Genomic DNA, 26,716 nt, shown 5'->3' with positions numbered 1-26,716 from the left:
TCATCGCGGCACCGGCACCGACGCCAGGATCCCGTCGAGCACGCCGTCGGCGGTCGATCCTTCGAGTTCGGCCTCCGGCCGCAGGGCGACGCGGTGTCGCAGCACGGGCCGGGCCATCGCCTTGACGTCGTCGGGGGTGACGTAGTGGCGTCCGGTGAGCCAGGCCCACGCCCGGGCGGCGGCGAGCAGCGCCGTCGCGCCCCGCGGTGACACCCCGAGCTGCAGCGACGGCGACTGCCGGGTGGCCCGGACGACGTCGACGACGTACGCGAGCACCGCCGGCGCGACGTGCAGCTGCGCCACGGCGGCCCGGCCCGCCGCCAGGTCGGCGGCGCCGGCGACCGCCTGCACCCCGGACAGGTCGCGCGGGTCGAAGCCGCGGGCGTGGCGGTCGAGGATCGCGATCTCGGCGTCCCGCGGCGGCAGCGGCACCGTGAGCTTGAGCAGGAACCGGTCGAGCTGCGCCTCGGGCAGCGCGTAGGTGCCCTCGTACTCGATGGGGTTCTGGGTGGCCGCCACGATGAAGGGGTCCGGCAGGGCGCGCGGATCGCCGTCGACGCTGACCTGCCGCTCCTCCATCGCCTCGAGCAGCGCCGCCTGCGTCTTTGGTGGCGTGCGGTTGATCTCGTCGGCGAGCAGCAGGTTGGTGAACACCGGGCCGGCGCGGAACTCGAACGCCGCGGTCCGGTTGTCGTAGACCAGCGAGCCGGTGACGTCGCCGGGCATCAGGTCGGGGGTGAACTGCACGCGTTTGAACTCCAGCTGCAGCGCCGCCGCCAGCGACCGCACCAGGAGCGTCTTCGCCACGCCCGGAACGCCTTCCAGCAGCACGTGCCCACGGCACAGCAGCGCGACGACGAGCCCGCTGACGACGGCGTCCTGCCCCACCACGGCCTTGCCGATCTCGGTGCGCAGCGCCAGCAGCGCCTCACGGGCCCGCTCGGGCGCTTGCGTCGGGTTCGTCACACGGCCTGCCTTTCGATGGTGTCGAGTTCGTGGGCCAGCGCGACGAGCTCGTCGTCGGTGGCCGGCGGCGGTCCGAAGAGGATGTGGTGCAGCACATCTGGGCGGCGGCCGGTGCGCGCGGCGACGGCGCCGACGACGGCGGTCGCGGCGGTGGCGACCGGCAGGCCGAGCCGGGGCAGGAGGCGCTGCAGCGTGGCGGCGCGCAGCGCAGCGGCCGCCCGGTCGCGGGAGCGCCGCGAGCGATACAGCCGGCCGCGGCCCTCGACGGTCTCCGACGCGCGCACCACGACCGGCAGCTGTTCGGCGACCAGCGGACCGAACCGCCTGCCCTGCCACAGCGCCACCACCGCGACGACGACCACCAGCTGCAGGACGATCCAGTCGACCGCGGCCGGCAGCAGCTCGAGAATCGAGGCGTCGGTATGCGTTTCGCCGTCGATCCGCTGCGGGGCGTACCAGATCAGCCGGCTGCGTTCCCCGGCCAGGTTCATCGCGAGCGCGGCGTTGCCCTGGTCGGGGAGGCCGGCGTTGGTCAGGAAGTCGCCGCTGCCGACGACCGTCACGGTGCGATCGCCGTCGCGGTAGCGCACCAGGGCGCCGCCGTAACAGCTGGTGGCCGACGTGCCGTTCGACGCGCGGAAGGTCTCGGTGAACCCGAACGCCGCCCGCCCGGCCCGCTGGGCGGCGGGCAGGGAGCAGCCGGGGGCGGCGTCGCCGCGGTCCGCGGAGTCGGTGTCGACGCCGGGTGCCAGCGCTTCCCGCGTCGCGCTGGTCGGTTCGACGAGGAGGCGGTCGCCGGCGACCGCTGCGAGCCGCGCGTAGCTCGATCCGTCGATCAGGTAGGGGGTTTGGGCCACCAGGAGCAGCGCGTCGGGGCGCCCCGCGCGCTCGACGTCGGCGATCGTGCGGGCGACGACCACGTCGACACCCTGGCGTTCGAGCAGTGCGACCAGCGCGTGAGCGCCGTCGGGCCCGGTGGAGTCGGCGGCCAGGCGGCTCCCCGGCCGCGGCGCGGTGAGGACCGCCGCCACCGCGGTGACGACACCGACGACCACGACGCACAGCGCGAGCACCAGCCAGGTGCGCCGGCGCCCGGCCGGAAGCGTGGTGGTGGCGGTCATCTAGCGCTGCGCCCACTCGGCGGTCGGCGAAGGTCGTTCGGCGACAACGTGTCTCGCGGCTCGCCGGCGGAGCTTGTCGTCGAGGTCGGCGATCGCGAGGTAGGCCCCGCGGGTGCCGATCCGCTCGCCGAACGTGACGTCGTCGAACGTCGCTGCGGCGGCGACCAATTCGTCGCGCAGCTCCGGCGCGTGGGCGGCGGCGTCGCGGGCCAGTTCGGTCGCGGTGCGGCCGGCGATCGGCGGCAGCACGCTGTCCTGTTCGAGCTGGCGGGCGACCGCCCGCAGCCGCTGCCGGATCGCACTGCGCCAGTTGCCCGCCGCCGCTTCGCGCTGCGCGGCGGCGCGGTGCTCGTCGGCGCTGAGGTCGGCGGCGTCGAAGAGCGGGTGGTCGGCGCCCGCGGCGGTCCGCATGGCCCGGCGGGCGGTCCGCACCGCCACCACGGCCGCGACGGCGACCAGCGTGACGACCACGACGACGGTGAACCAGCCGCCCGGGGTGTCGGCGCCGGCGGCGATCAGGTCGGACAGCCAGCCGCGGACGGTGTCGAGCAGCTGGTCGAGCGTGCTCGGCTTCGGGTACTTCGGATCCGCGAGCTCACGTTCGGCAGCCTCGCGGGCGGCGTCGCGGTCGATGACCACCGGCGGCATCAACGCCTCCGGGATGGGAAGGGCAGCCAGGCGTCGTCGACCGGATCGCCCGGGCGCCATGACGTTCCGGTGCGCAGCAGCAGGTCGAACGCCTCGCCGCGGATGCGCCGGTCGACGTAGAGCAGCGTCACCACGCCGGCCGTCAGCGGCGCGGTCACCAGCTTGGCGACGGCGCCGCCGACGGCCAGCAGCGCCCAACCGGTGAGCGCGACCGGCCACGAGCCGTCACCGCTGCGCAGCACATCACCGGGCAGCGAGAACGGGACCGCCACTGCCAGCCCGACGACGTAGAACACCACGGCGGCCAGCAATCGGATAGCGAGCACCCGCCAGAACCCGCGCCGGGTCAACCGGAACGAACGCCCGATCGCGGCGAACACGGGCAGCCGCTCGAGCACGATCACCACCGGGGCGAAGGTGACCGACACCCACAGGTAGAGGACGGCCGTCCCGGCGACCAGGGCCAGCACGACGGACAGCACGAGTCCGAGCGCGCCGAGGAACGCGATCGCGACCCCTGCCACGACCGCGAAGAGCGCGGCGCCCACCGAGTAGGCGACCGCCACCAACAGCGACTGACCGATCAGGGGCACCAGCCGCCCCTTCAGCCGGCGCCACACCTCGCGCAGAGCGGGGGTGGCGCCGAAGACGGCGTGCCCGACGACCAGCGACAGCATCCCGACCAGCACATTCGACAACGTGAAGGTCACGGCGGACAACGCGAACGCACCGACGACGGCGGCGACGACCGTCGCCGGATCGAGGGCCGCGACCTCGTCGGGCGTCGTCAGGCCGTGCAGCGGCAACGCCTGCAGCAGCAGCGCAAACAGCTGCATCACCACGACGACGGCGGTGGTCAGGACGAACGTGGTCCGCGGATTGGCGCGCACGTAGGCGGCCGCGCCGTTGAAGACGTCGGCGAGCGTGAGCGGTCGCCACGGCACCACCCCCGACGGCAGCAGGACCGGCCCGCCGGGCGCCGCCGTCGTCGGGCTCGTCATGGCCACCATCCTTGCGGCGGGCATGACGCAAGGCAAACACACCCGCCGCCGCCGGCGTAACGTCCGAGCCTATGGCGGAACTCAAGGAGCGACTCCGGTCGGATCTCACGGCGGCCATGAAGGCGCAGGACAAATTGCGGACGGCGACGCTGCGGATGCTGCTGGCCGCGATCACCAACGCCGAGGTGGCGGGCAAGGAGTCCCGCGAGCTCACCGACGCCGACGTCGTCAAGGTGCTGGCGCGCGAGGCCAAGAAGCGCGCCGAGGCGGCCACCGTCTACGACCAGAACGGCCGCGGCGAGCTGGCCGCCAACGAGCGCGCCGAGGCGATGGTGATCGAGGACTACCTGCCGCGGCAGTTGACGGAGGCCGAGTTGGCCGACGTCGTCGACACCGCGCTCGCGCAGGTCGCCGAGGAGATCGGCCGCCGGCCGACGCAAAAGGAGATGGGCCTGGTGATGCGGGCGGCCACCGCCGACGCGCAGGGCAAGGCCGACGGCGCGCGAATCTCGGCGGCGGTCAGGGCGCGGCTGTAGGCGTCGTTTCTGTGCGGATGGCCGGGGGTATCCGGCGGGCATGACGCGGTTCGGATATACCCTGATGACGGAGCAGAGCGGGCCGAAACAGCTTGTCTCCTATGCGGTTTCGGCAGAACAACGAGGCTTCGACTTCGCCGTCTCCAGTGACCACTTCTCGCCGTGGCTCGCCACCCAGGGGCACGCGCCGAACGCCTGGACCACCCTCGGCGCCGTGGCGCACGCCACCGAGCGGCTGGAGCTCTTCACCTACGTGACCTGCCCGACGATGCGCTACCACCCGGCGATCGTCGCGCAGCAGGCGGCGACGCTGCAGATCCTCGCCGACGGCCGGTTCACGCTCGGGCTGGGCAGCGGCGAAAACCTCAACGAGCACGTCGTCGGGCGGGGTTGGCCCACCGCCGTCCGCCGCCAGGACATGCTGCGGGAGGCCATCCAGATCATCCGCGAGCTGTTCACCGGCGAGCTGGTCGACTGGAAGGGCGAATACTTCGAGGTCGACTCGGCGCGGCTGTGGGATCTGCCCGAGACGCCGGTCGCGATCGCCGCGGCGGTCTCCGGCGAGAAGTCGGTGGGCACCTTCGCGCCGCTGGCCGATCACTTGATCGCCGTCGAGCCCGACAAGGACCTGGTGGACGGCTGGCACCGGGCGCGGCGGGCGACCGGCCTGCCGGGTGACGTCCGCGCGATCGGTCAGATCCCGATCTGCTGGGACCGCGACCGCGACACCGCGATCGCCCGGGCGCACGACCAGTTCCGGTGGTTCGCCGGCGGCTGGGGCGTCAACGCCGATCTGCCCACCCCGCACGGCTTCGCCGCCGCCACCCAGTTCGTGCGGCCGTCCGACGTCGCCGAGAACATTCCGTGCGGACCGGACCTCGACGCCATCGTCGACGCGGTGCGGGCCTACTGGGAGGCCGGCTTCACCGACATCGCGCTGGTGCAGGTCGGCGACGAAGGACAGCAGCGCTTCCTCGACGAGGCCGCTGAACCGCTGCTCGCGGCGCTGCGCGCGGCTGCCCACTAGCCACTCCCGGAAAGGATTCCCCATGGCATACGACACGTCGCCGCAGGAAGACGCCGACGATTACAGCGCGAAAGACGAGACCCCGCCCGGTCCGGTCGACCACGGCCGCGAGGGCGGGATGGCCACCCGCGAGCACGCCCCGGAGCTGACCGAGGACGTCCAGGCGGGCGGCGGCGGAGACGGCGAGGGCGAGCCGACCGACTGAGTCGGCACGCGCCGTCGGCTACTCCGGGTTGGCGCCCGGTGCGTGGCGGCCCTTGCGGCTGCGCCAGTACGCGCGTTCGCGCAGCCGCGTCAGCCACTCGGGGCCCAGCTTCACGTTCGGGGCGCTGTTGCGGGTGGGATCGAAGTTGACGTCGTGCTGCTCGTCGGTGGGCACCACCTCGGTCAGCGTCAGCGTGGCGAGCGGTTCGAACCCGCCGGTGCCCCGGGCCTGGCTCAGCTCGAACGTCACGCCGCCGTTCGCGATGGCCTCCGACACGGCGTCGATGGACAGCCCGCCCTCGAGCTCCGTCGTCAGCCGCGCCTGCACCCACCACCAGGCGTCCTCGTAGCGCAGCGGCATCAGCGTGGTCATGGCCGTGCCGCCCCAGGTGAGCGTGGGTCGCAGCGCGAAGCGGGTGAGCAGCCCCGACCCCGCGGAGACCAGCAGCAGATCCCATGCCGTGGCGGCAAAGGCCTGCGGCGGCATCTTCACCGCCAGCCCGATCACATCGGGCAGGGCGCCGGGGACGCCGGCGCCCTTGGAGACGCGCGCCACCACGTCGGTGGACTCGACGGGGAGCCCTACACCGGGCGGGGCCGTGCGCTCGAGCCGCCCGCGCGCCAGCACGCCGATGGGATGGAAGACCCGGCGGTGACGGACCGCAGATCCCACTTGGAGGGGCAGGGCGGCAAGGTCAGAGGCCTTCACGAGCGCTCCTTTCATGACGGATTCGTCACCGGGTTGCCGGCGTCGTCAGTGCACAAACGTGTTTCGCGCCGTCGCCCCAAGGGCATTCAGCTCCCGCCCGCGACAACGAGTGTCGAAAGGTTGTTATGAGCATTCGACGGCGAAACGCCCCGACCGCAGGTCAGGCTCGGTGACGCTGGCCTACCCCGATGTCTGCAAGGCGATCGTCGCCGACCGGGGAGTGTATGCACCGCAGGACGATTCACATCTGATGGTCGACGTGCTGGAGCGCACCGGCCTCGCAGCGGGTCGCCGGGTGTTGGACCTGTGTACCGGAAGCGGTGTGCTCGCGGTGGCCGCCGCGACGTTCGGCGCCGCGTCGGTCACGGCGTTCGACATCTGCTCGCGCGCGGTGCAGTGCGCGCAGTCGAACGCGCAGCGGCAGGGTGTCGGGGTGGACGTGCGGCTCGGATCGCTCGAGGAGGCGCTCTGCCTGGAGCCGTTCGACCTCGTCATCTCCAATCCGCCGTACGTGCCCGTCACGCCCCACTCCGCGGTGGAGGAGATCCCGGCGGAGGTGGGCCCGACCCGCGCCTGGGATGCCGGCGACGACGGCCGCATGGTGCTGGACCCGTTGTGCAAGGCGGCCGGTGACCTGCTGGCGCCCGGCGGCACCGTGCTGATCGTGCACTCGGAGTTCTCGGACACCGACGCCACCCTCGAAGCGCTGACGGCCTCCGGGCTCAAGACATCGCTGGCCGCCACCCGTTTCGTCCCGTTCGGGCCGGTGATGGAAGCGCGGGCCGAGTGGCTGGAGTCGCAGGGCCGGTTGGAGCCGGGGCGTCGCGAGGAAGAGCTCGTGGTGGTCCGGGGCGACAAGAGGTGACCGGCGACGACCGTCGCGTCGTGCGGGTGGTGCCGGCCGGTCCGGTGATGGTGCAGGGCCCGGTGAGCATCGAGCTGCCCGACGGCACCAGCGTGGATTGCGACCGTTTCATGGTCGCGATCTGTGTGTGTAAGCGCAGCAAGACCTATCCGCTGTGCGACACCAGCCATCGCCGCAGGCGCCGGCCGGCCTAGCGGGTCCGCGCCTTACGTCAACGGCCGGCGCAGCGACGAGCGGCCGGCGGTCCAGGCGTCGAGCAGGTGGGCGGCCAGCCGGTTCTCCACCGCGTCGCACGCCCGGATCCCGAAGATCACATCGCGCTCCAGCTGCGGCTCCCGCGCGATCAGATCGCCCACCACGTCGGTGCGCACCACCTGTTCGTGGACGGCGTCGGCGACCACGTGCTCGGCGTAGAAGGCCTTGCAGGCCTCGGGCGCGTCGAGCCGTTCCATCGCCTCGACGAGGCGCCTGGACCCGGGGGAGGACGTGATCTCGACGGCCGCGAAGTGTCCGACCGTGGCGCCGCGCAGCCGGCGGTGCAGCCCGAACAGCGACATCAGGTTCACGACGGCCAGCGATTCGGCCGGCACCGCGTCGAGGTACGCCAGGTAGGCGGAGTTCAGGCCGGCCGCTTCGAGCAGATCGCTGTAGAGCTGCTGGTGCACGTGATCGCCGCGCCCGCCGCCGAATTCGTCGAATTCGATGGCGACGAACGCGGCCTTGGCGTGGCCGACCAGCCGCGGGATGGCCCAGGCGTGGGGGTCGGCCTCCTTGAGGTGATAGACCGAGCGGTGCACGAAGTACTCCGCGAGCTGATCCCAGGTGCCGCGGTCACGCAGGTAGTATGACGGGCCGTTGCCGTCGGCGGGTTCGACGCACAGGCCGTCCATCTCGGCGTCGACCCGCTCGTCGGCTCCGATGTCGCCGACCTCCGCGCGGACCGCGGCCTCGAACGGTGCTTCCAGTTGCCGCCGCAGCCGCAGCAACTCCGGATTCCATTCGTGGTCGGCGTCGACTCCGGCGAACCCGCGGTAGTGCAGCTCGTAGAGGACGTAGAGCGCCAGCTGCAGATCCTGCCCCCACGGGTCGGCGTCGGCCACCGGGACCGCGATGGCCGTGTCGCCGGGCGGCTGCCGCAACGCGTCGAGCACCGCGGCCGAGATCGGTCCCCGCGCCGTGGGCAGGGCAGGGTCGATCGCGGTGAGAGCAAGCGTCATGGCGCAGGTCTACCCCCGCCCGCGTCGCACCCAAACGTGGCGTCAGCCGCGGGTCATGGTTGCGCCCGGCCGCGACGCCGCGCGCGTCGATGTCCACTCCTGGGCGTTGATCTCCACGCCACGGCGAGATTTCGACGAATTTCCCGCCGCTGAGTGGAACTCAACGCCGGGATGTGGAACTCAACTGCCGGGAGGCGTCAGCGGCGCCACAGCGCTTCCTGCGTCATGCTGGCGATCAGCCGGCCGGCCGCGTCGTAGAACGAACCGACGACCAGCCCGCGGGAGTCGTTGTGGTTCACGCGGTCGACCTCGTAGCGGTGCCACTCGGCCGGGTCGGTGGGCCGGTGGAACCACACCGCGTGGTCCAGCGTGGTGGCGAACGCCTTGTCCCGGCGGTGGCGGAAGTCGGGCGGTGCGGCGGCCGGCACCGGCCCGAGATCGGACATGAACGTCAGCGCGCAGGCCCGCAGCAGCGGGTCGTCCTCGATCGGCGCCCGCGAGCGGATCCAGAACGGCGGGATCGCGAAGACCGACGTGTCCTCGACCCGCGTGCGGATGTCGAAGCGGTCACCGAAGTCGATGTCCGGCGACTTGGGCACCGCGTCGTCGAAGGTGACGCCCGGCTCGCGGGCCGGATACCAGTCGGTGCCGGGCTCGGGGGCGTGGAACGACGCCAGCAACTCGAGGATGACGGCACCGCCCTGCACGGCCGTCACCTGGCGCGTGTCGAACGAACGGCCGTCGCGGGAGCGCGCCACGTGGAACTCGACGTCGAGGTCGTAGCGGCCGCCGCGCAGAAAATAGGCGTGCAGCGACTGCGGATGCTTGGCCGACTCGACCGTCGCGCCCGCCGCGGCCAGCGCCTGGGCGGCGACCATGCCGCCGAACAGCCGGTCGTTGGGGCCCTCGCTCGGTGTCGTCGTGAACACGTCGCCGCCGTCGCGGCGGAACGACATCAGCGCGGCAAGCCAGCTGCGGTCCGGTGCGGCCATGGGTGCGGTCATCGGCGGTGACGCTACCGACCGCTTGGTCGGGTGCCGTTCGGCCCCGCCCCAAAAGGACGGTTCCGGGTGAACCGCCCGGGGTACCGTCGCGACCATGGTCGCCGGCATCGATACGCCGGAACGCCGGGCACTCACGGTCCTGACGTTGCTCCTCGTTGCGGCCATCGGCCTGCAGGGCTACCTGCCCGAGCGGACCCGCCCGGCTGCCCGCGCCGACGACAGCGCCGCCGCGCCGATCGTGATCGTCGCGATCCTCGGGCTCGGGCTCACCGTCCTGGGTATCGCGGTGGTGGTCCGGCTGCGCGCCGGCCGGGCGGTGGCCCCCGCAGCGCGCGCCCTGCCGACCGGCGTCGGTGGTCAGCGCGCGCGCCCGACCTGGCGCTTCTGGCTGGCGGTGGCGGTGTCGGTGCTGGTGTGGCTCCTTGTCGTCGCGCTGCTCAACCGGCTGGAGTTCGACGGGCCCGACGACGGCGGCAGCAGCGGCATGCGGGGCGGCGATCCGGCCGGCGCGCCCGGTGCGCCGCGTTCGCCCACCGAACAACCCGGCGAGCGGCCCGACCCGCTGCCGCTGCTCGCGCTCGCGACGATGCTCATGCTCTTCCTCGTCGCCGCCGGATCGGTCGCCTCGTCGCGTCGCCGGCCTTCCGACGCCGCGTCGCCCACACCGGTCACGACGCCCGAGGCGTCCCCGGCGTCGCACAGCCTCGCGCGCGCAGCGGAGCTCGGGCTGGCCGAGATCACCGATCTGGAGCGGGAGCCGCGCGACGCCATCATCGCGTGCTACGCCGCGATGGAGCGGGAGCTCGCGCGCGTGCCCGGCGCCGTGCCGCAGGAGTACGACACCCCGACGGAGGTGCTCGCCCGGGCGGTGCAGCAGCGGGCGCTGCGCGCCGACAGCGCCGCGACGCTCGTCGAGTTGTTCGCCGAAGCGCGCTTCAGCCCACACGTGATGACCGAAGAGCATCGGCAGGTCGCGGTCTCGGTGCTCGGGCAGGTGCTCGACGAATTGCACACCGGCGCATGAAGACCCTGCTCGCGGGCGCCTTTTGCCTCGTGGTCGGCGCGGAGGCGCTGGCGCTGGCGCTGCCCGACCGCGCGACGGCGACGTGGGTGGCGGCCGCTGCGCTGGTGCTCGCGTTGGTCACGGTGCGGCACGCGGTATCGGTCACGGCGGGAGCCGTTGCGGCGGCCGGTGATTCGAACGATCCGGCGGTGACGCTGCGGCGCTGGCTCGCCCGCACCCACACCTTGATCAACTGGTCGGACGCCAGCCGCCGGGACTGGGACCGGCACCTGCGACCGCTGCTGGCGCGGCAGTTCGCGACGGCCACCGGCCAGGTGAAGGCCCGCAACCCCGACGCCTACCGGGCCAGCGGTGAGCTGCTGTTCGGCACCGACCTGTGGGCCTGGGTGGATCCCGACAACGTGATCGCCTCGCGCGCCAACGAACCCGGTCCGGGGCGCGACGCGCTCGAAGAGATCCTGCGGCGGCTGGAGCAGCTATGACCGAAGTGTCGATGTCGGCGACCGACGCCACCACCCGCGCCGAGGCGGTGCTCGACGAGATCGGCCGGGTGGTGGTGGGTAAGCGGTCGGCGCTGACGCTCATCCTCACCGCGGTGCTGGCCGGCGGCCACATCCTGATCGAGGACCTGCCCGGGCTCGGCAAGACGCTGATCGCCCGCTCGTTCGCGGCCGCGCTCGGCCTGCAGTTCACCCGCGTGCAGTTCACCCCGGACCTGCTGCCCGCCGATCTGCTCGGCTCGACGATCTACGACATGCAGTCCGGCCGCTTCGAGTTCCGTCCGGGCCCCATCTTCGCCAATCTGCTGCTCGCCGACGAGATCAACCGCACGCCACCCAAGACCCAGGCCGCGCTGCTGGAGGCCATGGCCGAGAGCCAGGTGAGCATCGACGGCGTCACCCACCGGCTGCCTGAGCCGTTCATCGTGCTCGCGACGGACAACCCGATCGAATACGAGGGCACCTATCCGCTGCCCGAGGCGCAGCTCGACCGGTTCGCGGTGCGGCTGGAGCTGCAGTACCTCTCCGAGCAGGAGGAGACCTCGATGCTGCGGCGGCGCCTGGATCGCGGCTCGGCGCCGGCCGTGGTGGAGCGGGTCGTCGCGGCCCACGAGCTGGTGGCGATGCGCGAAGCCGTCGAACAGGTGACCGTGCACGACGACGTGCTCGGCTACGTGGTCTCACTCGCCGCCGCGACGCGCAAGCATCCGCAGGTCGCCGTCGGCGCCAGCCCGCGCGCCGAACTCGACCTCGTCCAGCTCGCACGCGCTCGGGCGCTGCTGCTGGGCCGCGACTACGTCGTCCCCGAGGACGTGAAGACGCTGGCGGTGCCCGCGGTGGCGCACCGGATCACGCTGCGACCGGAGATGTGGGTGCGGCACGTGCGCGGCGCCGACGTGATCGGCGAACTGCTGCGACGGTTGCCGGTTCCGCGGGCATGACGCCCGAACTCCGTTGGCGGGCATCACCGTTGGCGAAGGTGCTGTTGACGTGCGCGGCGCTGGCACTGGCGGCCGCGGTGGCGGGCAGGTGGCAGCTGCTGGTGTTCGCGGCGCCGCTGTTGGGTGTGCTGTGCGCGGTCAGCTGGCAGCGGCCGGCGTCGGCCGTCGACGTGGCAGCCGAGCCGGCGAGTGAGCGGTGCTTCGAGGGCGAGACCGTGCGGTTCACGGTGCGCGCGTCCGCTAGGAGCCCGGTGGCGCTGCGGGTCGTGGGCGTCGACGGCCTCGACGCGACGTTGCGTGACGACGGCACGACGGTCGACATGTCGGCGCAGCGCTGGGGACGGTATCCGCTGCGGGTGCAGGTCGAGATGGTCTCCGCGGGCGGGCTGTTCACCGGTGTCGCCGTGGTCGACGCCGCCGAGCTGACGGTGTATCCGATGGCGGCGCCGCAGCCGACGGCGCTGCCGCGCACCGACCTACCCGACCGGCTCGGCACCCACCTCACCCGTCATGTCGGCCCCGGCGTCGAATACGCCGACATCCGGTCGTACGTCCCCGGCGATCCGCTGCGCACCGTCAACTGGTCGGTCAGCGCGCGGCGCGGCAGCCTGCACGTCACCGAGCGGCTGACCGACAGGGCCGCCGATGTCGTCGTGCTCGTCGACGGCAGCGCGCAGCCGCCCGGCCCGGCGACCGACGCCACCGAGCGCATGGTGCACGGCGCGGTGCAGGTGGTGCAGACCGCACTGCGCAACGGCGACCGCGCCGGCATCGTCGCGCTCGGCGGCAGCCGGCCGCGGTGGATCGGCGCCGACATCGGGCGGCGGCAGTTCTACCGGGTGCTCGACACCGTGCTCGACGCGAGCGGCACCTTCGAGACGACCACGGGAACCTTGGCGCCGCGGGCCGCCGTGCCGCCCGGCGCCATCGTGATCGGCTTCTCCACACTGCTCGACACCGCCTTTGCGCTGGCGCTGATCGACCTGCGGACCCGCGGGCACGTCGTCGTCGCGGTCGACGTGCTGGAGGGGTTCCCGCTGCCCGAGCAGGCCGATCCGCTGGTCGCGCGGATGTGGTCGTTGCAGCGGTCCTTCATGTACCGCGACATGGCGACCGTCGGCGTCGACGTCGTCGCGTGGCAGTCCGACAGCGGCCTGGACCAGGCGATGCACGTGCTGCCCGACCGGCGGCGCAGGTACGTCCGATGAGGCAACTGAGCGTGGCGTTCGGGGTGGTGATGCTGCTCGCGGCGGCGCTGGAGGTGGTCGCCGCGGCGGTGCCGGTGCTGGTGGCAGCGGCAGCTGCGGTGGCCGTCGGGGTGCTCGCCCGGCCCGCCGCGACGGTGGCGGTGGCCGGCGTCGTGCTGGCCCTCGCGATGTCCGACGCCGCGCCCGAGGCGGTCGCGCTGTCCGGCGTGGCCGCCACGGCCTACCTGCTGACGCGCTACGACGCCGCCATCGGTCGCACGACGGCGCTCGCCGCGCTCGGCTTCACCGGTGCGGTGCTGGCGGTGACGTGGGTGCCGGTGACGCTGCCGTGGGTGCCGCTCGTCGCCGCCCCTGCCGCGCTCGGGGTGTACGCGCTCGCGGCGTGGCCGTTCGTCGGCGGCGAGAAGTAGGGGCACTTCCCGCGGCGCCCTCGGCCGCAACGGGGCAGGATGCGCTCGGTTCAGAACTGGCCGCAGTTGGGTGTCGTGGGCGGTCCGCCGGTGAGGCGGGCGTCGATCCATTCCAGCGCGCGGTGGGCGTCGACGACGATGGGGAAGGCGTGGTTGGCGATGAGCTTGTTGAACAGCGGCGGCTGCTCGTTGGTGAAGAATTCGACGTCGGCGTGCTGCGCGCACCAGTCGCGCCCCAGTTGAGCAGCCGGCTCGTAGGGCACCAGCGGGTCGTAGCGGTTGCTGACGATGAGCACCGGTTGGGCGGGCTTGCGCAGGCCGATGCGCTGGTCGGCGAAGATGCTCTTGAACGGTTCCAGGCTGGGCGCAAGCTCGGTGTCGACGGTGAAGTAGCGCCGGTTGTGGCGGAACATGAAGTTCGCGATGGTCTCCCCGAGACACTGGTTCTGGGTCTTGGCGATCAGATCCTCGCCGTCGGGGGTCAGCGCCTGGTGGATGGCGTCGGCGTGTTCGGGGTAGGACGCGATGGCGGAGTTGATGACGTAGCCGAGGATGCCGGACACGACACTGCCGTCGAGGAAAGGCAGCAGTCCGGACAGTTCGGCCGGTGGCGCTCCGGCGTAGGTGCCGACGATGGGCAGTTCGGGGGCATACGTCGGGGCCAGCTCGGCTGCCGACGCCGTCGCGGCGCCGCCCTGGGAGTACCCGTAGAGCGCGATCGGTGCCGTCGGATCGACCCCGGACTCGGGGAGGTTTCGCGCGGCGCGCGCGGCGTCGAGGACCGCCTGGCCGGAGGCGACCCGATTGACATAGGTGTGTACGCCGGGTGTGCCCAGTCCCTCGTAATCGGTGACGACAACGGCCCATCCGCGTTTGATCATCCGCTGGATCAGCAGCAGCTCGTACTCGAGGAACGTGTCGAGCACGCGGTTCTGGTACAGGTACTCGTTGAGCAGGCGGGAGGGTGCGCACTGGTCGCCCTGGCCGTGGGTGCCGACGGCGAAGGAGATCAGCGGTCGCGGACCCGGCCCGGTCCACGGCAGCGTCGGGCGGATGTAGGTGCCGGTCACCGCGGTCGGAATGCCGCGGGCGTTGGCGCTGCGATACATGAGTCGCGTGGCGGTCGCCGGTAGCGCGTCGGGGAAGTCGACCGCGGCGGGGATGCGCGACGGTTCGGAGCGCAGGACCTCGCCGGGCGGTCCGACCGGTAAGGGATCCGGCGGTTCGTAGAAGGTGCCGAAGTCGCCCGCGTCGGCACCGGCGGTCGGGACCACTCCGAGCGCGCCGCACGCGATGACGATGACGGCGAGCAGGATCCCGCCAGACCGAAGCATGTCCGGACGCTAGCAATGCGAGGGCGCCGCAGGAAGGGATTTCTCTATATTCGTAGAGATACTTGCCTTGCGAGACGTCCGCTGCGGCGGCACACGCCTCGGTACCCTGGACAGCCATCGGAGAACGGCGGAAGTACAACGCTCGCGAGCGTCGGCGGGAATTGAGCGACGCTGCGATAGACCTGCTGGGAAGCCGCGGCGCCCGCGAGGTGAGTCACGGCAAGGTCGACCGGCACGCGAACGTCCCGGCCGGCACGACGTCGTTCTACTTCCGCACCCGTCGAGCGCTTCTGCTCGGCGTCGCCGAACGGATGACCGAGCTCGACGTCGCCGACCTGTCGCGGATGACCGAACTGGCCGGCGATCCCACGGCCGGCTACACCGGCACCCGGGGCTTGGCCGCGCTCGTCATGGCCTCCAGCGCAGAGCCGTATCTCACCCGCACCCGCGCCCGGTACGAGTTGACCATGCAAGCCAGTCGGGAACCCGAGCTGGCCGCGCTTCTCGAACGCTTCACCGTCAAGGTGACCGACCTCGTCCGCCAGGTCATCCGCGATTGGCACGGCGACGCCGAGCCGGCCGCCGGCACCGTCGACGAACGAGCGGCGATGCTCCTGGCCCTGATCAACGGCGTGATGATGAGCTTCACCCACGGCACGCCGGTGGTGGCCGACGTCGAGCAGCTCGACGCCTGGATCCAGACCATCCTCACCGGCACCGCACCGGGGAGCGGCCCCCGCGGCGGCGGGTAGTGCGAGCGCTGCGGCCGCCGGACGCGAAGAAGCCCTGACCGGCTGGGCCGAATCAGGGCTTCTGCGATGACGCGAGTCGGGGTGGCGGGATTCGAACCCACGACCTCTTCGTCCCGAACGAAGCGCGCTACCAAGCTGCGCCACACCCCGCGATAAGCCACGACAGCGTATCGCACGGGTGGCCCGCGAAGCCAAACGCGGGACGGTCGCGTAACCCGTGCGGCGTGGCTCGGGACGAAACGGGCGCAGCGGTGGTGTTCTGGCAGCAGGACCGAGACGACGGAGGCGCCATGACCGGGTTGGGAGCGGCAGTGTACTGCGGGTTCTTCGCGCTCGCGGCGCTGTGGTTGTTCGCGACGCGCGAGCCCGACGACGAGCCCGTCGGGGACGATCAGACCCAGGTGCCGGAGCGCTCGAATTCGGCGATGGCGTCGGCGACGCAGCCAGGGTCCAGGTCCTGTTGAATGAGCCAGTCGTCGTCGAAGTACGTGCCGGTGTAGCGGTCGCCGCTGTCGGCCAGCAGCGTCACCACTGACCCGCTTCGCCCCTGCGCAATCAGTTCGGCCAGCAGCCCGAACGCACCCCACAGATTGGTACCCGTCGACGCGCCGACCCGCCGTCCCAGCACCGTGCTGGCGTGGCGAGCCAGTGCGATGGATCCGGCGTCGGGTACGGCCACCATCCGGTCGACCACGTCGGGCAGGAACGACGGCTCCACCCGCGGCCGGCCGATGCCCTCGATGCGCGACGACGCCCCGGTCCGCACCTCCTCCCCGGCGGCATAGGACGGGAAGAACGCGGAGTTCTCCGGGTCGACCACGCACAGCCGCGTGGGATGGCGGCGGTACCTGATGTAGCGGCCGATGGTCGCGCTGGTGCCGCCGGTGCCGGCACCGACCACGATCCACTCCGGGACCGGATGCCGCTCCTCGGTGAGCTGCTCGAAGATCGACTCGGCGATGTTGTTGTTGCCGCGCCAGTCGGTGGCCCGCTCGGCGTTGGTGAACTGGTCGAGGTAGTGGCCGCCGGTCTCCCGCGCCAACCGCTCGGCTTCGGCGTAGACCTCGCCGGCGCGCTCGACGAAGTGGCAGCGGCCGCCTTGGGCTTCGATCAGCGCGATCTTCGCCGGGCTCGTCGATGCGGGCATCACCGCGATGAACGGCAGCCCGAGCAGGGCGGCGAAGTAGGCCTCGGACACCGCGGTCGACCCCGACGACGCCTCGACCACGGTCGTGTGCTCGGCGATCCAGCCGTTGCACAGCCCGTAGAGGAACAGCGAGCGCGCCAGCCGGTGCTTGAGGCTCCCGGTGATGTGGGTGGTCTCGTCCTTCAGGTACAGCGCGACGTCGTGGCGCGCCGCCCACGCCGGCAACGGATACCGCAGCAGATGGGTGTCGGCGCTGCGCCGTGCGTCGGCCTCGATGAGCTGGACGGCGTTGTCGAGCCACGCCCGCGGATGCTGCCGGGCAGCGACCGACGACGCCGTCGTCGTCACCGCACGGATGCGGTCGGGTGCTTCTGCAGTGAACGGATCGCGGCGTCGGCGCCGCCGATCGGAGTGGGCACCAGCGTGAGCAGCGTGGCCTCGGGCCGGCAGCAGAACCGGATCGGGGAGTACGGCGACGTCCCGATGCCGGCCGAGACGTGCAGCTTCATGTGCGCGCCCCACTGCGACGCGCCTTTGGCCCGCGAGCGGTCGAGCTCGCAGTTGGTGACGATCGCGCCGTAGAACGGCACACACAGCTGCCCGCCGTGCGTATGGCCCGCCAGCACCAGGTCGTAGCCGTCGGCCGCGAACCGGTCGAGCACGCGCGGCTCGGGTGAGTGCGTCAGGCCCAGCCGCAGATCCGCGGTGGGGCTCGCCGGCCCGGCGATGGTCTCGTACCGGTCGCGCTTGAGGTGCGGGTCGTCGACGCCGGCCGCCGCGATGTGCAGGCCGGCGACCTCGAACTCCCGGCGGACGTGCGTCATGTCGAGCCAGCCCCGCTCGGTGAACGCCGCGCGCAGATCCTGCCAGGGCAGCGGCGTGCCCAGCGTCCGGTGCTTGGGGTCGGTGAGGTACTTCGCCGGGTTCTTCGGCTTGGGTGCGAAGTAGTCGTTGCTGCCGAAGACGAAGGCGCCCGGAACGCTGAGCAGGTCGCCGAGGGCCTGCACCACCGACGGCACGGCCTTCTGGTGCGCCAGGTTGTCGCCGGTGTTGATGACGAAGTCCGGCTCCCAGGCGGCGAGCTCGCGCAGCCACGCCTGCTTGCGACGTTGGCCGGGCCGCATGTGGATATCGCTGAGATGCAGTACCCGCAGCGGCGACGAGCCCGGTGCGAGCACCGGCATGGTGCACTCCCGCACGGTGAACGCGTTGCGCTCGATCAGTGAGCCGTACGCGATGCCGCCGGCCACGCTGCCCAGCGCGACGGCAGCGGAGGTTTTCAACACCGAGACCCCGTCAGTCATGCGGCCAGCGTACTGCGAGGACGACGTTCCGTGCTCGCGACGACCAGCACGGCCGCGGGTCACGGCGGTGGTGGCGGTGGCGCGAGCACCGGCACCGTGATCGGCGGCAGGCCCGGGATCTGGACGACCGTCTGGCCGACCGGCGGCGGCGGTCCGTTCGGGACGTCGACCGGCGGCGGCGGCGCAGGTGCGATGCCGTTGCTCAGCTGCAGCGTGATGATCGAGCCCGGGATGGTCTGCCCGCTCGGCGAGGTGCCGACCACCGTGCCGGCGCGCGCGCTGCTGTTCACCGAGTTCGTCTGGTCGGACACCTGGAAACCGGCGTCGCGGATCCGCTGCCGGGCGACGTCCTGGGAGAGGCCGGCGACGCTGGGCACTCGCGAGCCCGGCGAGCCCTCGACGTAGCGGGGATCGGTGGGTGGCAGCCGGATCTCACCGAAGTCGGTGGCGATGGGCTTGAACGCCGAGAACCAGGTGCGTGCCGGCTCGTTGCCGCCGAACAGGTCACCGCTGCCGCACTGCCGCAGCGGGAACGAGCACAGCTCCGACGGGCTCGACGAATCGTCGAAGATGTAGTTCGCGGCTGCGTACTGGTTGGTGAAGCCCAGGAACGCCGACGACCGGTGCGCCTCGGTGGTGCCCGTCTTGCCGGACATCGGCAGATCCCAGCCCACCGATCCGGCGGCCCCCGCGGCGGTGCCCGAGCCCTGGTCGTCCTTGCTCATGGCGTTGGCGAGCGTGTTCGCCAACCCTTCGGGCACCGCCTGCTCGCAAGCGTCCGTCGTGATCGCGACCTCGTTGCCGTGCCGGTCGAAGACCTTGTCGACGGGGCTGGGCGGGCACCAGGTGCCGGCGGAGGCCAGCGTGGCCGCCACGTTCGACAGCTCGAGCGCGTTGACCTCGTAGGGCCCCAGCGTGAACGACCCGGTGTTCTGGCGCTTGATGAAGTCGGCGAGGCTTTCGTTGCTCTCCGGGTCGTAGGCCCGCGCGGTGCCGGGCAGCGCGTAGGACCGCAGCCCCAGCCGCACCGCCATGTCGACGGTGCGCTGCACCCCGACCTGCTGGATGAGTTTGGCGAACGCGGTGTTGGGTGACGTCGCGAGCGCATCGGTCACGTTCATCGCACCCCGGTAGGAGCCGGCGTTCTGCACGCACCAGGTGTCCTTCGGGCAGCCGCGGGCGCCGCCGCTGCCCATGCCCTTCGCCTCGAACCGGCCGGGCACGTCGAGCTGGGCGTTGATGCCCATGCCCATGTCGAGTGCGGCGGCGACGGTGAAGACCTTGAACGTCGAGCCGGCGCCGTCGCCGACGAGCGTGAACGGCTGCGGCTGCATGGTCTCGCCCGCGTCGCCGTTGAGCCCGTAGTTGCGGTTGCTGGCCATGGCGACCACCGGATGGCGGTCCTTGCCGGGCCGGATCGCGCTCATCACGCTGGCCACGCCGTCCAGATCGGGGGGCGCGTTCTCGTTGACGGCGCGCTTGACGGTGTCCTGGACCTTCGGGTCGAGCGTGGTGCGGATCAGGTATCCGCCGCGGGCGACCTGTTCCTTGCTGAGCCCCGCGCGCGCCAGGTATTCGAGCGCGTAGTCACAGAAGAAGGCCCGGTCGCCGGCCGCGATGCAGCCGCGCGGCAGTTCCTGCGGGGTGGGCAGCACACCGAGCGGTTCCGCCTTCGCCGCCTCCAGCTCCTGCGCGTACTGCGGCAGGTTCTCGATCATCGTGTCGAGCACCAGGTTCCGCCGGGCCAGCGCGCCCTCAGGGTTGGTGTAGGGGTTCAGCGCGCTCGTCGACTGCACCAACCCGGCCAGCAGGGCGGACTGCGACCAGCTCAGCTGCGCCGCGTCGACGCCGAAATACGTCTGCGCCGCGTCCTGGATGCCGAAGGCGTTGTTGCCGAACGACACCAGGTTGAGGTAGCGGGTGAGGATCTCCTGCTTGGTGAACGTCTTGTCGAGCGTCAGCGCCATGCGGATCTCCCGCAGCTTGCGCGCCGGCGTGGTCTCGATCGCCGCTCGCTTCTCCTCGTCGGTCTGCGCCACGACGAGCAGTTGGTAGTTCTTCACGTACTGCTGCTCGATGGTGGAGCCGCCGCGGGTGTCGAGGTTCCCGGAGACGTATCCCGACAGACCGGTCAGCGTGCCCTTCCAGTCGACGCCGTTGTGCTCGGCGAACCGCTTGTCCTCGATGGAGACGATCGCGAGCTTCATCGTGTCCGCGATCTGGTCGTTGCTGACCTCGAAGCGGCGTTGTGAATACAGCCAGGCGATGACGTTGCCCTGCGCGTCGACCATGGTGGAGACGGCGGGCACCTCGCCCTCGACGAGCTGGGCTGATCCGTTGGCCACGACGTCGGATGCGCGGTTGGACATCAGCCCGACGCCACCGACGAACGGGAACATCAAACCCGCGGCCACGACGCTGGCCAGCAGGCAGCACCACGCCAGCTTGACCAGCGTGACGCCGACCGGCGGACGATCCGACATGGCAACAGCGTACTGAGGACTGCCGACGCGAACACAATTCGACGATCCTGACGCCGTTACCACGGTTCGTGCCGGGCGAGACGCGCTGGTTGGGGCGGCGACCGATGCGGAGTGGCCGGGTCTGGACGGCAGTGCCACAAAAGCCGGTCACGAAGTGTTGCGTAAACCGGCCCTGAGCACTTAGCTTGTAACCACATTGCGACATAGGTAACACTTCGGGGCGCAATGTGGCGTAGATCGCAACAGCGGCGCGCGTCTTGGGGATAGTCGCTTCGGCGGCCGGGAAACGGAGGGATCGCCGGTGACTTCATCACGGCCCGCGGCCCGTAGGACCATGTCGACCTCACTCACCGGTGTGGTCCACGGTGCACAGGCGGAGGCGCGCATCGCATGGGTGACGCAAGCCCGCTGCCGGGCCGCCGATCCTGACGAACTGTTCGTCCGCGGGGCCGCACAGCGCAAAGCGGCGATCATCTGCCGACACTGCCCGGTGATCGCCGAATGCGGCGCCGACGCGCTCGACAACCGCGTCGAGTTCGGGGTGTGGGGCGGCATGACGGAGCGGCAGCGCCGCGCCTTGCTGAAGCAACACCCCGAGGTGTCGTCATGGGCGGAGTTCTTCGCCGCCCAGCGCAAGCACCGCAGCGTGAGCTGAGCTACTCGACGGCGGTCGCCGCGCCGGTGATCTGATCCGCGATCGCGCGCAGCGCCTCGAGGTCCGATACGTCGAACGGCAGCGACGGCACACCGACCAGCGGCACCTTGGGATTGGCCGCGGTGAAGCGGGACAGCAGTCGTACCTCGCGGCGTGCCGTCATGGTCCGGTCGGCGTGGATGCGCAGCACCGCGGCGGCGATCGACTCGGGATCGGCTTCGGCCAGCTTTTCCGCGGCGTCGCTCGCCACGTCCGGGCCGAGGTCGCACATCGTCGGGTGGGTGCGGTTGAGGATCAGCCCCGCCAGCGGCATCCGCTCCTGCGACAACCGGTCGACGAAGAACGTCGCCTCGCGCAGCGCGTCCGGCTCGGCCGCCGACACCACGACGAATTGGGTGCCGCGCCGCTTCAACAACTCGTAGGTGCGGTCGGCCTTGTCGCGGAACCCGCCGAACGTCGTGTCGAGCATCTGCACGAAACCCGCTGCGTCGGAGAGCATTTGCGAGCCGAGGATGGTCGACATGGCTCGCATGGCCAATCCGACGGCGCCGGTCACCAGGCGGCCGATGCCGCGGCCGGGCGCCAGCAGCATCCGCCACAGCCGGCTGTCCATGAAGCTGCCGAGCCGCTTGGGCGCGTCGAGGAAGTCGAGGGCGTTGCGCGACGGCGGGGTGTCCACGACGACCAGATCCCACCGGTCCTCCGAGAGCAGCTGGCCGAGCTTCTCCATGGCCATGTACTCCTGCGTACCGGCCAGCGACGTCGCGACGGTTTGGTAGAACTGGTTCTCCAGGATCGCTTCGGCGCGTTCAGGTCCGGAGTACTGCACCACCATCTCGTCGAAGGTGCGCCGCATGTCCAGCATCATGGCGTGCAGTTCGCCGGACACCTCCGGCGCCAGCGGCACCCGCTGCGGCACGTTGCCGAGGGTCTGGATGCCGAGCGCTTGCGCGAGCCGCTTGGCGGGGTCGATGGTGAGCACCACGACGGTGCGGCCGTACTCCGCGGCGCGCAGCGCCATGGCCGCCGCCGTCGTCGTCTTGCCCACGCCGCCCGCGCCGCAGCACACGACGACTCGGTTGTTGCGGTCGGTCAGGATCGCGCCCATGTCGAGGGCGGGTGGTGCCGTGCTCATGAGACCCCCTGTGCGCTCAGCACTTCCGCCAGTTCGTAGAGCCCGCCGAGGTCGACCCCGTCGGTCAGCGTCGGGAGTTCGAGGCGCGCCACCTGCAGGTCGTCGAGCTGCTCGGCGCTCTCGGCGCGGGCGGCGATGCGGCTGGCGTGTTCGATCGCCTCGGTGAGCAGGCCGGCGAAATCGTTCTCGGACAACGTGATTCCGGCCGCGTTGAGCCCGGAGCGCACGGCGTCGGCGTCGATGTCGCCCTGCGCGGCCTTGGCGAGGTCCGCGGGCGCGAGGTAGGCCGGGATGTTGCGGTTGACGATCACGCTGCCGATGGGCAGTCCGAGCCCGCGCAGTTCCTCGATGGCCTCGAGGGTCTCCTGCACCGGCAGCGCCTCCAGCAGCGTGACGAGGTGGATGGCGGTCAGCTCCGAGTGCAGCACCTTCACCACGCTCTGGGCCTGGCCGTGCACCGGCCCGCCCTTGGCGAGATCGGACACGGCCTTGGTGACGTCGAGGAAGCGGGCGATGCGTCCGGTGGGCGGCGAGTCCACCACGATCGCGTCGTAGACGATCTGCTTGCCGGGCTTGTCGGCGCGGGTGACGACCTCGCGGATCTTGCCGGTCAGCAGCACGTCGCGCAGCCCCGGCGCGATGGTGGTGGCGAATTCGACCGCCCCGATGCGCCGCATCGCCCGGCCGGCCAGCCCGAGGTTGTAGAACATGTCGAGGTACTCGAGGAACGCGGCTTCGGTGTCGATGGCCAGCGCGTTGACCTGTCCGCCGCCCTCCGCGGTGGCGATCTTCACCTCCGCGTAGGGCAGCGGCGGGACGTCGAAGAGCTGGGCGATACCTTGGCGGCCTTCGACCTCGACCAGCAGCACCCGCCGGCCCCCGGCGGCCAGCGCCAGTGCCAGCGCCGCCGCCACCGTCGATTTGCCGGTGCCGCCTTTGCCGCTGACGAAGTGCAGGCGCGCGTTGCGCAGCCGTGCGGGCCAGCCCACGGAGGGCGAGCCGTCGGTCCCGACGTTGGGTGACGAAGCCACGTGGTCATGCTATCCAAGGGCCCGCGCCCGATAAGGTGAGCCCATGAGTGAGCCGACGACATGGGAGTACGCGACGGTTCCGTTGCTGACCCATGCCACCAAGCAGATCCTCGACCAGTGGGGGGCCGACGGCTGGGAGCTGGTGGCCGTCTTGCCGGGGCCCACCGGCGAGCAGCACGTCGCGTACCTCAAACGCCCGAAGTGAGCGCAGCCGGCGGGGACCCGGTGGGTACGCGGTGGTCCGCCCGGCTGCGCGAGCAGGGGATCGAGCTGCCCGAGGTCGTCGCCCCGCTGGCGGCCTACGTGCCGGCCGTCCGCACTGGCAACCTCGTCTTCACGGCGGGCCAGCTACCGATGGCGCACGGCAAACTGCTGGTCACCGGCAGGGTGGGCGCCGAGGTCTCGGTCGACCTCGCCGCGACGCTCGCCCGGATCTGCGGGTTGAACGCGTTGGCCGCGGTGCACGCGCTGGTCGGTGTCGACGCGATCGTCCGCATCGTGAAGGTGGTCGGCTTCGTGGCGTCGGCGCCGGGTTTCACCGGTCAGCCCGCCGTGGTGAACGGCGCGTCGGAGCTGTTCGGCGAGGTGTTCGGCGATGCCGGCGCGCACGCCCGCTCGGCCGTCGGGGTGTCGGGATTGCCGCTGGATGCGCCGGTGGAAGTGGAGCTGGTCGCGGAGGTCGCGTGAGCGACGGTTGGGCGGAGGTCGCGTGAGCGACGATTGGGCGGAGGTCGCGTGAGCGACGATTGGGCGGAGGTCGCGTGAGCGACGATTGGGCCGAGGTCGCGTGAGCGAGCACCCGGCGTACGCGCAGCTGCGGCCCGTCACCGAGACGGCGTCGGTGCTGCTGTGCGAGAACCCGGGAATCATGACGCTCGACGGCACCAACACCTGGGTGTTGCGGGGGCCGGGCAGCGCCGAGGTGGTGATCGTCGACCCCGGTCCGGAAGACGATGACGGCCACATCGACCGGATCGCCGCCGTCGGCACGGTCTCGCTGGTGTTGATCAGCCACCGGCACGCCGACCACACCGGGGGCATCGACAAGCTCGTCGACCGCACCGGCGCCGTCGTCCGCTCGGTGGGTAGCGGTTTCCTGCGGGGTCTCGGCGGCCCGCTGCGCGACGGGGAGGTCATCGACGCCGCCGGGTTGCGCATCACCGTGATGGCGACGCCGGGCCACACCGCCGACTCGCTGTCGTTCGTGATCGACGATGCCGTGCTGACCGCCGACACCGTGCTGGGCCGCGGCACCACCGTCATCGACCGCGAGGACGGCAGCCTCGGCGACTACCTGGAATCGCTGCGACGGCTGCAGGTCCTGGGGCATCGCACGGTGCTGCCCGGCCACGGCCCCGAGCTCGACGACCTCGTCGCGGTGACGCAGTACTACCTCGACCATCGCGAGGAGCGACTGGAGCAGGTGCGGGCGGCGCTGGCGGCGCTGGGCGACGACGCCACGGCCCGGCAGATCGTCGAGCACGTCTACACCGACGTCGACGAGACGCTGTGGGACGCCGCCGAATGGTCCGTCCAGGCGCAGCTCGACTACCTGCACTCGTAGCGCCCAAACCGACAAACGGGCGCCAATGTGCGAGACGAAGGCGCCTTTTCGTCGATCTCGGCGACGCTGGTTTCAGCGGGCGCGAGTGCTATCTCGCGCGGCGGGCCAGCCGCTCGGAGTCGCTGATCAGCACGCTCTTGCCCTCGAGGCGGATCCAGCCGCGGTGGGCGAAGTCGGCGAGCGCCTTGTTGACGGTTTCCCGCGAGGCGCCGACCAGCTGGGCGATCTCCTCCTGCGTCAGGTCGTGGGTGACGCGCAGCGCGCCGCCCTCCTGCGTGCCGAACCGCTGGGCCAGTTGCAGCAGCTGCTTGGCCACGCGGCCGGGCACATCGGTGAAGATCAGGTCCGCGAGGTTGTTGTTGGTGCGGCGCAGCCGGCGGGCCAGAACCCGCAGCAGTTGTTCGGCGATCTCCGGACGGTCGGCGATCCACCCGCGCAGAGCCTCGCGGTCCATGGACACCGCGCGCACCTCGGTGATGGTGGTGGCGCTCGACGTCCGGGGGCCGGGATCGAAGATCGACAGCTCGCCGAACATGTCCGACGGTCCCATGATGGTCAGCAGGTTCTCGCGGCCGTCCGGCGAACGCCGGCCGATCTTCACCTTGCCGGTGATGATGATGTAGAGCCGGTCGCCGGGCTCGCCTTCGGCAAACACGGTGTGCCCCCGCGGGAAGTCGACCGGATTGAGCTGCTTGGTCAGCGCGGAGACCGCGCTGGGTTCGACCCCCTGGAAGATTCCGGCCCTCGCCAGGATCTCGTCCACGTTGCCCCTTCAATCCGTCGGTGTCATCGAGCCGCGCAAACGACGGATGTGCCGTATTGCGGTGTGAGTCTAAGGTAGGCCACTTCTCGGCCTCGACCGACGACGCTACACAGGATCGGGATGGCGAGTCGGCCGAAATCCAGGATTGGCCTGCGCCGACAGCGCTGCCCGGCCACCGGCGGCCGCGGGCGTGGCGCGCCGCTGCGCGTCCCGCGAGGCCTCGCCGATGTGCTGTTCCAATCGGTTCAACCCGAACGTCGCCCCCATCAGCAACAGCGGGGTGAACAGGACGAACAGCCAGGTCATAGCGCAGGATTCAACCGGGCCGACGTCTCGACCCGGTCACGAAAGCCGGTCGGTTCGTACCGTCAGTACGCTGATCGGGATGACCGACGGCGACGCAGCGGGCGCCACCACCCGCCGGAAAGCCGCCCGCAACTGGGACAACGAGACCCGGCTCGGCTTGGTGCGACGCGCCCGGCGCATGAATCGCACACTCGCGCAAGCCTTTCCGCACGTCTACTGCGAGCTCGACTTCACCAACCCGCTCGAGCTCACCGTCGCCACCATCCTGTCGGCGCAGAGCACCGACAAGGGCGTGAACCGCACCACGCCGGCGCTGTTCGCCCGCTACCGCACCGCGCTCGACTACGCGCAGGCCGACCGCGCGGAGCTGGAGGAGCTGGTGCGGCCGACCGGGTTCTACCGGAACAAGGCCAACGCCCTCATCCGGCTGGGCCAGGAGCTGGTCGAACGCTTCGACGGCGAGGTGCCCGCGACGCTCGAGGAGCTGGTCACGCTGCCCGGCGTCGGCCGCAAGACCGCCAACGTGATCCTCGGCAACGCGTTCGGCATCCCGGGCATCACCGTCGACACGCACTTCGGCCGGCTGGTGCGGCGCTGGCGCTGGACCGAACACACCGATCCGGTGAAGGTCGAGCACGCCGTCGGCGAACTCATCGAACGTAGCGAGTGGACGCTGCTCAGCCACCGGGTGATCTTCCACGGCCGCCGGGTGTGCCACGCCCGCAAACCCGCCTGCGGTGTCTGCGTGCTGGCGAAGGACTGCCCGTCCTACGGCATCGGGCCCACCGCCAAGGCGACCGCGGCCGCGCTGGTCAAGGGCCCGGAGACCGAGCACCTGCTGGCGCTGGCGGGGTTGTAGCG

The 26,716-nt window shown here is 71.4% G+C and carries 30 protein-coding genes, 1 tRNA gene and 1 pseudogene; 16 read left to right on the top strand and 16 right to left on the bottom strand.

The features are described from left to right. From LV457_RS11155 to LV457_RS11140, 4 genes and pseudogenes are all read right to left on the bottom strand, one after another. A pseudogene (locus LV457_RS11155) lies at nucleotides 1-952 on the bottom strand (AAA family ATPase); the annotation flags it as partial. Between the two features lie 10 nt (nucleotides 953-962). Further along, nucleotides 963-2,087 carry a DUF4350 domain-containing protein gene (locus LV457_RS11150; protein WP_232171109.1) on the bottom strand — a complete coding sequence of 375 codons (1,125 nt, stop codon included), beginning with the start codon at nucleotides 2,085-2,087 and terminating at the stop codon, nucleotides 963-965. Beyond that, nucleotides 2,088-2,735 carry a DUF4129 domain-containing protein gene (locus LV457_RS11145; protein ID WP_232171108.1) on the bottom strand — a complete coding sequence of 216 codons (648 nt, stop codon included), beginning with the start codon at nucleotides 2,733-2,735 and terminating at the stop codon, nucleotides 2,088-2,090. Further along, on the bottom strand, nucleotides 2,735-3,736 hold the full coding sequence (locus tag LV457_RS11140; RefSeq protein WP_232171107.1) for a hypothetical protein: 1,002 nt from the start codon (nucleotides 3,734-3,736) through the stop codon (nucleotides 2,735-2,737). Before LV457_RS11140 ends, LV457_RS11145 begins: the two co-directional genes overlap by 1 nt. A gap of 71 nt (nucleotides 3,737-3,807) precedes the next feature. Here LV457_RS11140 and LV457_RS11135 point away from each other — a divergent pair, with 71 nt between their 5' ends. From LV457_RS11135 to LV457_RS11125, 3 genes are read left to right on the top strand one after another with little or no spacing between them, the layout of a single operon-like run. Then, nucleotides 3,808-4,272, top strand: coding sequence for a GatB/YqeY domain-containing protein (locus LV457_RS11135; protein WP_232171106.1), 465 nt, complete (start codon nucleotides 3,808-3,810; stop codon nucleotides 4,270-4,272). Nucleotides 4,273-4,312: 40 nt separating this feature from the next. Then, on the top strand, nucleotides 4,313-5,299 hold the full coding sequence (locus LV457_RS11130) for an LLM class F420-dependent oxidoreductase (protein ID WP_232171105.1): 987 nt from the start codon (nucleotides 4,313-4,315) through the stop codon (nucleotides 5,297-5,299). 22 nt (nucleotides 5,300-5,321) lie between these two features. Continuing rightward, nucleotides 5,322-5,504, top strand: a complete 183-nt coding sequence (locus LV457_RS11125; RefSeq protein ID WP_232171104.1) for a hypothetical protein — start codon at nucleotides 5,322-5,324, stop codon at nucleotides 5,502-5,504. 18 nt (nucleotides 5,505-5,522) lie between these two features. On the opposite strand, the gene LV457_RS11120 is transcribed toward LV457_RS11125, so the two are convergent. Further along, entirely contained in the window at nucleotides 5,523-6,212 is a 690-nt protein-coding gene (locus LV457_RS11120) for a phosphodiesterase (RefSeq protein WP_232171103.1), read from the bottom strand. Between the two features lie 169 nt (nucleotides 6,213-6,381). On the opposite strand from LV457_RS11120, the gene LV457_RS11115 reads away from it, so the two are divergent. Further along, entirely contained in the window at nucleotides 6,382-7,077 is a 696-nt protein-coding gene (locus LV457_RS11115; protein WP_232171101.1) for a HemK2/MTQ2 family protein methyltransferase, read from the top strand. A 47-nt stretch (nucleotides 7,078-7,124) separates the two neighbouring features. Further along, nucleotides 7,125-7,271: a CDGSH iron-sulfur domain-containing protein gene (locus tag LV457_RS11110; protein WP_232171486.1), complete on the top strand. Its 147-nt coding sequence runs from the start codon at nucleotides 7,125-7,127 to the stop codon at nucleotides 7,269-7,271. A gap of 12 nt (nucleotides 7,272-7,283) precedes the next feature. Here LV457_RS11110 and LV457_RS11105 read toward each other — a convergent pair whose 3' ends face one another. Together LV457_RS11105 and LV457_RS11100 are read right to left on the bottom strand one after the other, a co-directional pair. Continuing rightward, complete coding sequence (locus LV457_RS11105) at nucleotides 7,284-8,294, bottom strand: iron-containing redox enzyme family protein (RefSeq protein WP_232171099.1); 1,011 nt, start codon at nucleotides 8,292-8,294, stop codon at nucleotides 7,284-7,286. 197 nt (nucleotides 8,295-8,491) lie between these two features. Continuing rightward, nucleotides 8,492-9,286, bottom strand: a complete 795-nt coding sequence (locus LV457_RS11100; RefSeq protein ID WP_232171485.1) for an acyl-CoA thioesterase II — start codon at nucleotides 9,284-9,286, stop codon at nucleotides 8,492-8,494. Between the two features lie 106 nt (nucleotides 9,287-9,392). On the opposite strand from LV457_RS11100, the gene LV457_RS11095 reads away from it, so the two are divergent. From LV457_RS11095 to LV457_RS11075, 5 genes are read left to right on the top strand one after another with little or no spacing between them, the layout of a single operon-like run. After that, nucleotides 9,393-10,322 carry a DUF4129 domain-containing protein gene (locus tag LV457_RS11095; protein WP_232171096.1) on the top strand — a complete coding sequence of 310 codons (930 nt, stop codon included), beginning with the start codon at nucleotides 9,393-9,395 and terminating at the stop codon, nucleotides 10,320-10,322. After that, entirely contained in the window at nucleotides 10,319-10,804 is a 486-nt protein-coding gene (locus LV457_RS11090) for a hypothetical protein (protein WP_232171094.1), read from the top strand. The genes LV457_RS11095 and LV457_RS11090 overlap by 4 nt, the downstream gene beginning before the upstream one ends. An 11-nt stretch (nucleotides 10,805-10,815) precedes the next feature. Beyond that, entirely contained in the window at nucleotides 10,816-11,763 is a 948-nt protein-coding gene (locus LV457_RS11085; RefSeq protein ID WP_232171484.1) for a MoxR family ATPase, read from the top strand. After that, a complete protein-coding gene (locus tag LV457_RS11080; RefSeq protein WP_232171093.1) occupies nucleotides 11,760-12,971 on the top strand; it encodes a DUF58 domain-containing protein in 1,212 nt (403 codons plus the stop codon). Before LV457_RS11085 ends, LV457_RS11080 begins: the two co-directional genes overlap by 4 nt. After that, a complete protein-coding gene (locus tag LV457_RS11075; protein WP_232171091.1) occupies nucleotides 12,968-13,381 on the top strand; it encodes a hypothetical protein in 414 nt (137 codons plus the stop codon). Before LV457_RS11080 ends, LV457_RS11075 begins: the two co-directional genes overlap by 4 nt. 50 nt (nucleotides 13,382-13,431) lie before the next feature. Here LV457_RS11075 and LV457_RS11070 read toward each other — a convergent pair whose 3' ends face one another. Further along, nucleotides 13,432-14,715, bottom strand: coding sequence for a lipase family protein (locus LV457_RS11070; protein WP_232171089.1), 1,284 nt, complete (start codon nucleotides 14,713-14,715; stop codon nucleotides 13,432-13,434). Between the two features lie 161 nt (nucleotides 14,716-14,876). On the opposite strand from LV457_RS11070, the gene LV457_RS11065 reads away from it, so the two are divergent. Further along, nucleotides 14,877-15,467, top strand: coding sequence for a TetR/AcrR family transcriptional regulator (locus LV457_RS11065; RefSeq protein WP_232171087.1), 591 nt, complete (start codon nucleotides 14,877-14,879; stop codon nucleotides 15,465-15,467). Between the two features lie 76 nt (nucleotides 15,468-15,543). On the opposite strand, the gene LV457_RS11060 is transcribed toward LV457_RS11065, so the two are convergent. The 4 genes from LV457_RS11060 to ponA2 form a co-directional block, all read right to left on the bottom strand. After that, nucleotides 15,544-15,617 (bottom strand) — tRNA-Pro (locus LV457_RS11060). 241 nt (nucleotides 15,618-15,858) lie between these two features. Then, entirely contained in the window at nucleotides 15,859-16,962 is a 1,104-nt protein-coding gene (locus tag LV457_RS11055; RefSeq protein ID WP_232171085.1) for a PLP-dependent cysteine synthase family protein, read from the bottom strand. Beyond that, on the bottom strand, nucleotides 16,959-17,918 hold the full coding sequence (locus tag LV457_RS11050; RefSeq protein WP_232171082.1) for a metallophosphoesterase: 960 nt from the start codon (nucleotides 17,916-17,918) through the stop codon (nucleotides 16,959-16,961). The genes LV457_RS11055 and LV457_RS11050 overlap by 4 nt, the downstream gene beginning before the upstream one ends. A 59-nt stretch (nucleotides 17,919-17,977) precedes the next feature. Continuing rightward, nucleotides 17,978-20,401, bottom strand: coding sequence for a transglycosylase/D,D-transpeptidase PonA2 (gene ponA2 / locus LV457_RS11045; RefSeq protein WP_232171081.1), 2,424 nt, complete (start codon nucleotides 20,399-20,401; stop codon nucleotides 17,978-17,980). Between the two features lie 301 nt (nucleotides 20,402-20,702). Here ponA2 and LV457_RS11040 point away from each other — a divergent pair, with 301 nt between their 5' ends. Beyond that, on the top strand, nucleotides 20,703-21,056 hold the full coding sequence (locus LV457_RS11040) for a WhiB family transcriptional regulator (RefSeq protein WP_232171079.1): 354 nt from the start codon (nucleotides 20,703-20,705) through the stop codon (nucleotides 21,054-21,056). A gap of 1 nt (nucleotide 21,057) precedes the next feature. Here LV457_RS11040 and LV457_RS11035 read toward each other — a convergent pair whose 3' ends face one another. After that, nucleotides 21,058-22,191, bottom strand: coding sequence for an ArsA family ATPase (locus tag LV457_RS11035; RefSeq protein WP_232171077.1), 1,134 nt, complete (start codon nucleotides 22,189-22,191; stop codon nucleotides 21,058-21,060). Beyond that, nucleotides 22,188-23,222 (bottom strand): ArsA-related P-loop ATPase, encoded by a 1,035-nt coding sequence (locus LV457_RS11030; protein WP_232171075.1) that lies wholly within the window; start codon nucleotides 23,220-23,222, stop codon nucleotides 22,188-22,190. The genes LV457_RS11035 and LV457_RS11030 overlap by 4 nt, the downstream gene beginning before the upstream one ends. Nucleotides 23,223-23,265: 43 nt before the next feature. On the opposite strand from LV457_RS11030, the gene LV457_RS11025 reads away from it, so the two are divergent. The 3 genes from LV457_RS11025 to LV457_RS11015 all read left to right on the top strand — a co-directional run bounded on the left by LV457_RS11025 (nucleotide 23,266) and on the right by LV457_RS11015 (nucleotide 24,786). Beyond that, complete coding sequence (locus LV457_RS11025; RefSeq protein ID WP_163805316.1) at nucleotides 23,266-23,427, top strand: DUF4177 domain-containing protein; 162 nt, start codon at nucleotides 23,266-23,268, stop codon at nucleotides 23,425-23,427. Beyond that, nucleotides 23,424-23,909, top strand: coding sequence for a RidA family protein (locus LV457_RS11020; protein WP_232171073.1), 486 nt, complete (start codon nucleotides 23,424-23,426; stop codon nucleotides 23,907-23,909). The genes LV457_RS11025 and LV457_RS11020 overlap by 4 nt, the downstream gene beginning before the upstream one ends. A 100-nt stretch (nucleotides 23,910-24,009) precedes the next feature. Further along, the gene (locus tag LV457_RS11015) at nucleotides 24,010-24,786 is read left to right on the top strand and encodes an MBL fold metallo-hydrolase (RefSeq protein ID WP_232171071.1); all 777 of its coding nucleotides are present in this window, start codon (nucleotides 24,010-24,012) and stop codon (nucleotides 24,784-24,786) included. A gap of 88 nt (nucleotides 24,787-24,874) precedes the next feature. On the opposite strand, the gene crp is transcribed toward LV457_RS11015, so the two are convergent. Continuing rightward, complete coding sequence (crp, locus tag LV457_RS11010) at nucleotides 24,875-25,549, bottom strand: cAMP-activated global transcriptional regulator CRP (protein WP_232171069.1); 675 nt, start codon at nucleotides 25,547-25,549, stop codon at nucleotides 24,875-24,877. A gap of 105 nt (nucleotides 25,550-25,654) precedes the next feature. Continuing rightward, nucleotides 25,655-25,855 (bottom strand): hypothetical protein, encoded by a 201-nt coding sequence (locus LV457_RS11005; protein ID WP_232171067.1) that lies wholly within the window; start codon nucleotides 25,853-25,855, stop codon nucleotides 25,655-25,657. Nucleotides 25,856-25,934: 79 nt separating this feature from the next. Here LV457_RS11005 and nth point away from each other — a divergent pair, with 79 nt between their 5' ends. After that, the gene (gene nth / locus LV457_RS11000) at nucleotides 25,935-26,714 is read left to right on the top strand and encodes an endonuclease III (RefSeq protein ID WP_374198816.1); all 780 of its coding nucleotides are present in this window, start codon (nucleotides 25,935-25,937) and stop codon (nucleotides 26,712-26,714) included. Nucleotides 26,715-26,716: the final 2 nt, after the last annotated feature.

This window comes from Mycobacterium sp. MYCO198283, assembly GCF_021213805.1.
Classification (GTDB): Bacteria; Actinomycetota; Actinomycetes; order Mycobacteriales; family Mycobacteriaceae; genus Mycobacterium.
Note: the sequence above shows the minus strand (reverse complement) of the source record. Positions and strands in the feature narration are given on the sequence as shown.

What these genes read in the sequence shown, in the direction of transcription:
- LV457_RS11035 (WP_232171077.1), bottom strand. Translation starts at nt 22,191, where the DNA reads ATGAGCACGGCACCACCCGCCCTCGACATGGGCGCGATCCTGACCGAC.
- LV457_RS11145 (WP_232171108.1), bottom strand. Translation starts at nt 2,735, where the DNA reads ATGCCGCCGGTGGTCATCGACCGCGACGCCGCCCGCGAGGCTGCCGAA.
- LV457_RS11105 (WP_232171099.1), bottom strand. Translation starts at nt 8,294, where the DNA reads ATGACGCTTGCTCTCACCGCGATCGACCCTGCCCTGCCCACGGCGCGG.
- LV457_RS11100 (WP_232171485.1), bottom strand. Translation starts at nt 9,286, where the DNA reads ATGGCCGCACCGGACCGCAGCTGGCTTGCCGCGCTGATGTCGTTCCGC.
- LV457_RS11090 (WP_232171094.1), top strand. Translation starts at nt 10,319, where the DNA reads ATGAAGACCCTGCTCGCGGGCGCCTTTTGCCTCGTGGTCGGCGCGGAG.
- LV457_RS11025 (WP_163805316.1), top strand. Translation starts at nt 23,266, where the DNA reads ATGAGTGAGCCGACGACATGGGAGTACGCGACGGTTCCGTTGCTGACC.
- LV457_RS11085 (WP_232171484.1), top strand. Translation starts at nt 10,816, where the DNA reads ATGTCGGCGACCGACGCCACCACCCGCGCCGAGGCGGTGCTCGACGAG.
- LV457_RS11110 (WP_232171486.1), top strand. Translation starts at nt 7,125, where the DNA reads ATGGTGCAGGGCCCGGTGAGCATCGAGCTGCCCGACGGCACCAGCGTG.
- LV457_RS11070 (WP_232171089.1), bottom strand. Translation starts at nt 14,715, where the DNA reads ATGCTTCGGTCTGGCGGGATCCTGCTCGCCGTCATCGTCATCGCGTGC.
- LV457_RS11135 (WP_232171106.1), top strand. Translation starts at nt 3,808, where the DNA reads ATGGCGGAACTCAAGGAGCGACTCCGGTCGGATCTCACGGCGGCCATG.
- LV457_RS11130 (WP_232171105.1), top strand. Translation starts at nt 4,313, where the DNA reads ATGACGCGGTTCGGATATACCCTGATGACGGAGCAGAGCGGGCCGAAA.
- LV457_RS11050 (WP_232171082.1), bottom strand. Translation starts at nt 17,918, where the DNA reads ATGACTGACGGGGTCTCGGTGTTGAAAACCTCCGCTGCCGTCGCGCTG.
- ponA2 (WP_232171081.1), bottom strand. Translation starts at nt 20,401, where the DNA reads ATGTCGGATCGTCCGCCGGTCGGCGTCACGCTGGTCAAGCTGGCGTGG.
- LV457_RS11005 (WP_232171067.1), bottom strand. Translation starts at nt 25,855, where the DNA reads ATGACCTGGCTGTTCGTCCTGTTCACCCCGCTGTTGCTGATGGGGGCG.
- nth (WP_374198816.1), top strand. Translation starts at nt 25,935, where the DNA reads ATGACCGACGGCGACGCAGCGGGCGCCACCACCCGCCGGAAAGCCGCC.
- LV457_RS11140 (WP_232171107.1), bottom strand. Translation starts at nt 3,736, where the DNA reads ATGACGAGCCCGACGACGGCGGCGCCCGGCGGGCCGGTCCTGCTGCCG.
- LV457_RS11075 (WP_232171091.1), top strand. Translation starts at nt 12,968, where the DNA reads ATGAGGCAACTGAGCGTGGCGTTCGGGGTGGTGATGCTGCTCGCGGCG.
- LV457_RS11125 (WP_232171104.1), top strand. Translation starts at nt 5,322, where the DNA reads ATGGCATACGACACGTCGCCGCAGGAAGACGCCGACGATTACAGCGCG.
- LV457_RS11150 (WP_232171109.1), bottom strand. Translation starts at nt 2,087, where the DNA reads ATGACCGCCACCACCACGCTTCCGGCCGGGCGCCGGCGCACCTGGCTG.
- LV457_RS11080 (WP_232171093.1), top strand. Translation starts at nt 11,760, where the DNA reads ATGACGCCCGAACTCCGTTGGCGGGCATCACCGTTGGCGAAGGTGCTG.
- LV457_RS11095 (WP_232171096.1), top strand. Translation starts at nt 9,393, where the DNA reads ATGGTCGCCGGCATCGATACGCCGGAACGCCGGGCACTCACGGTCCTG.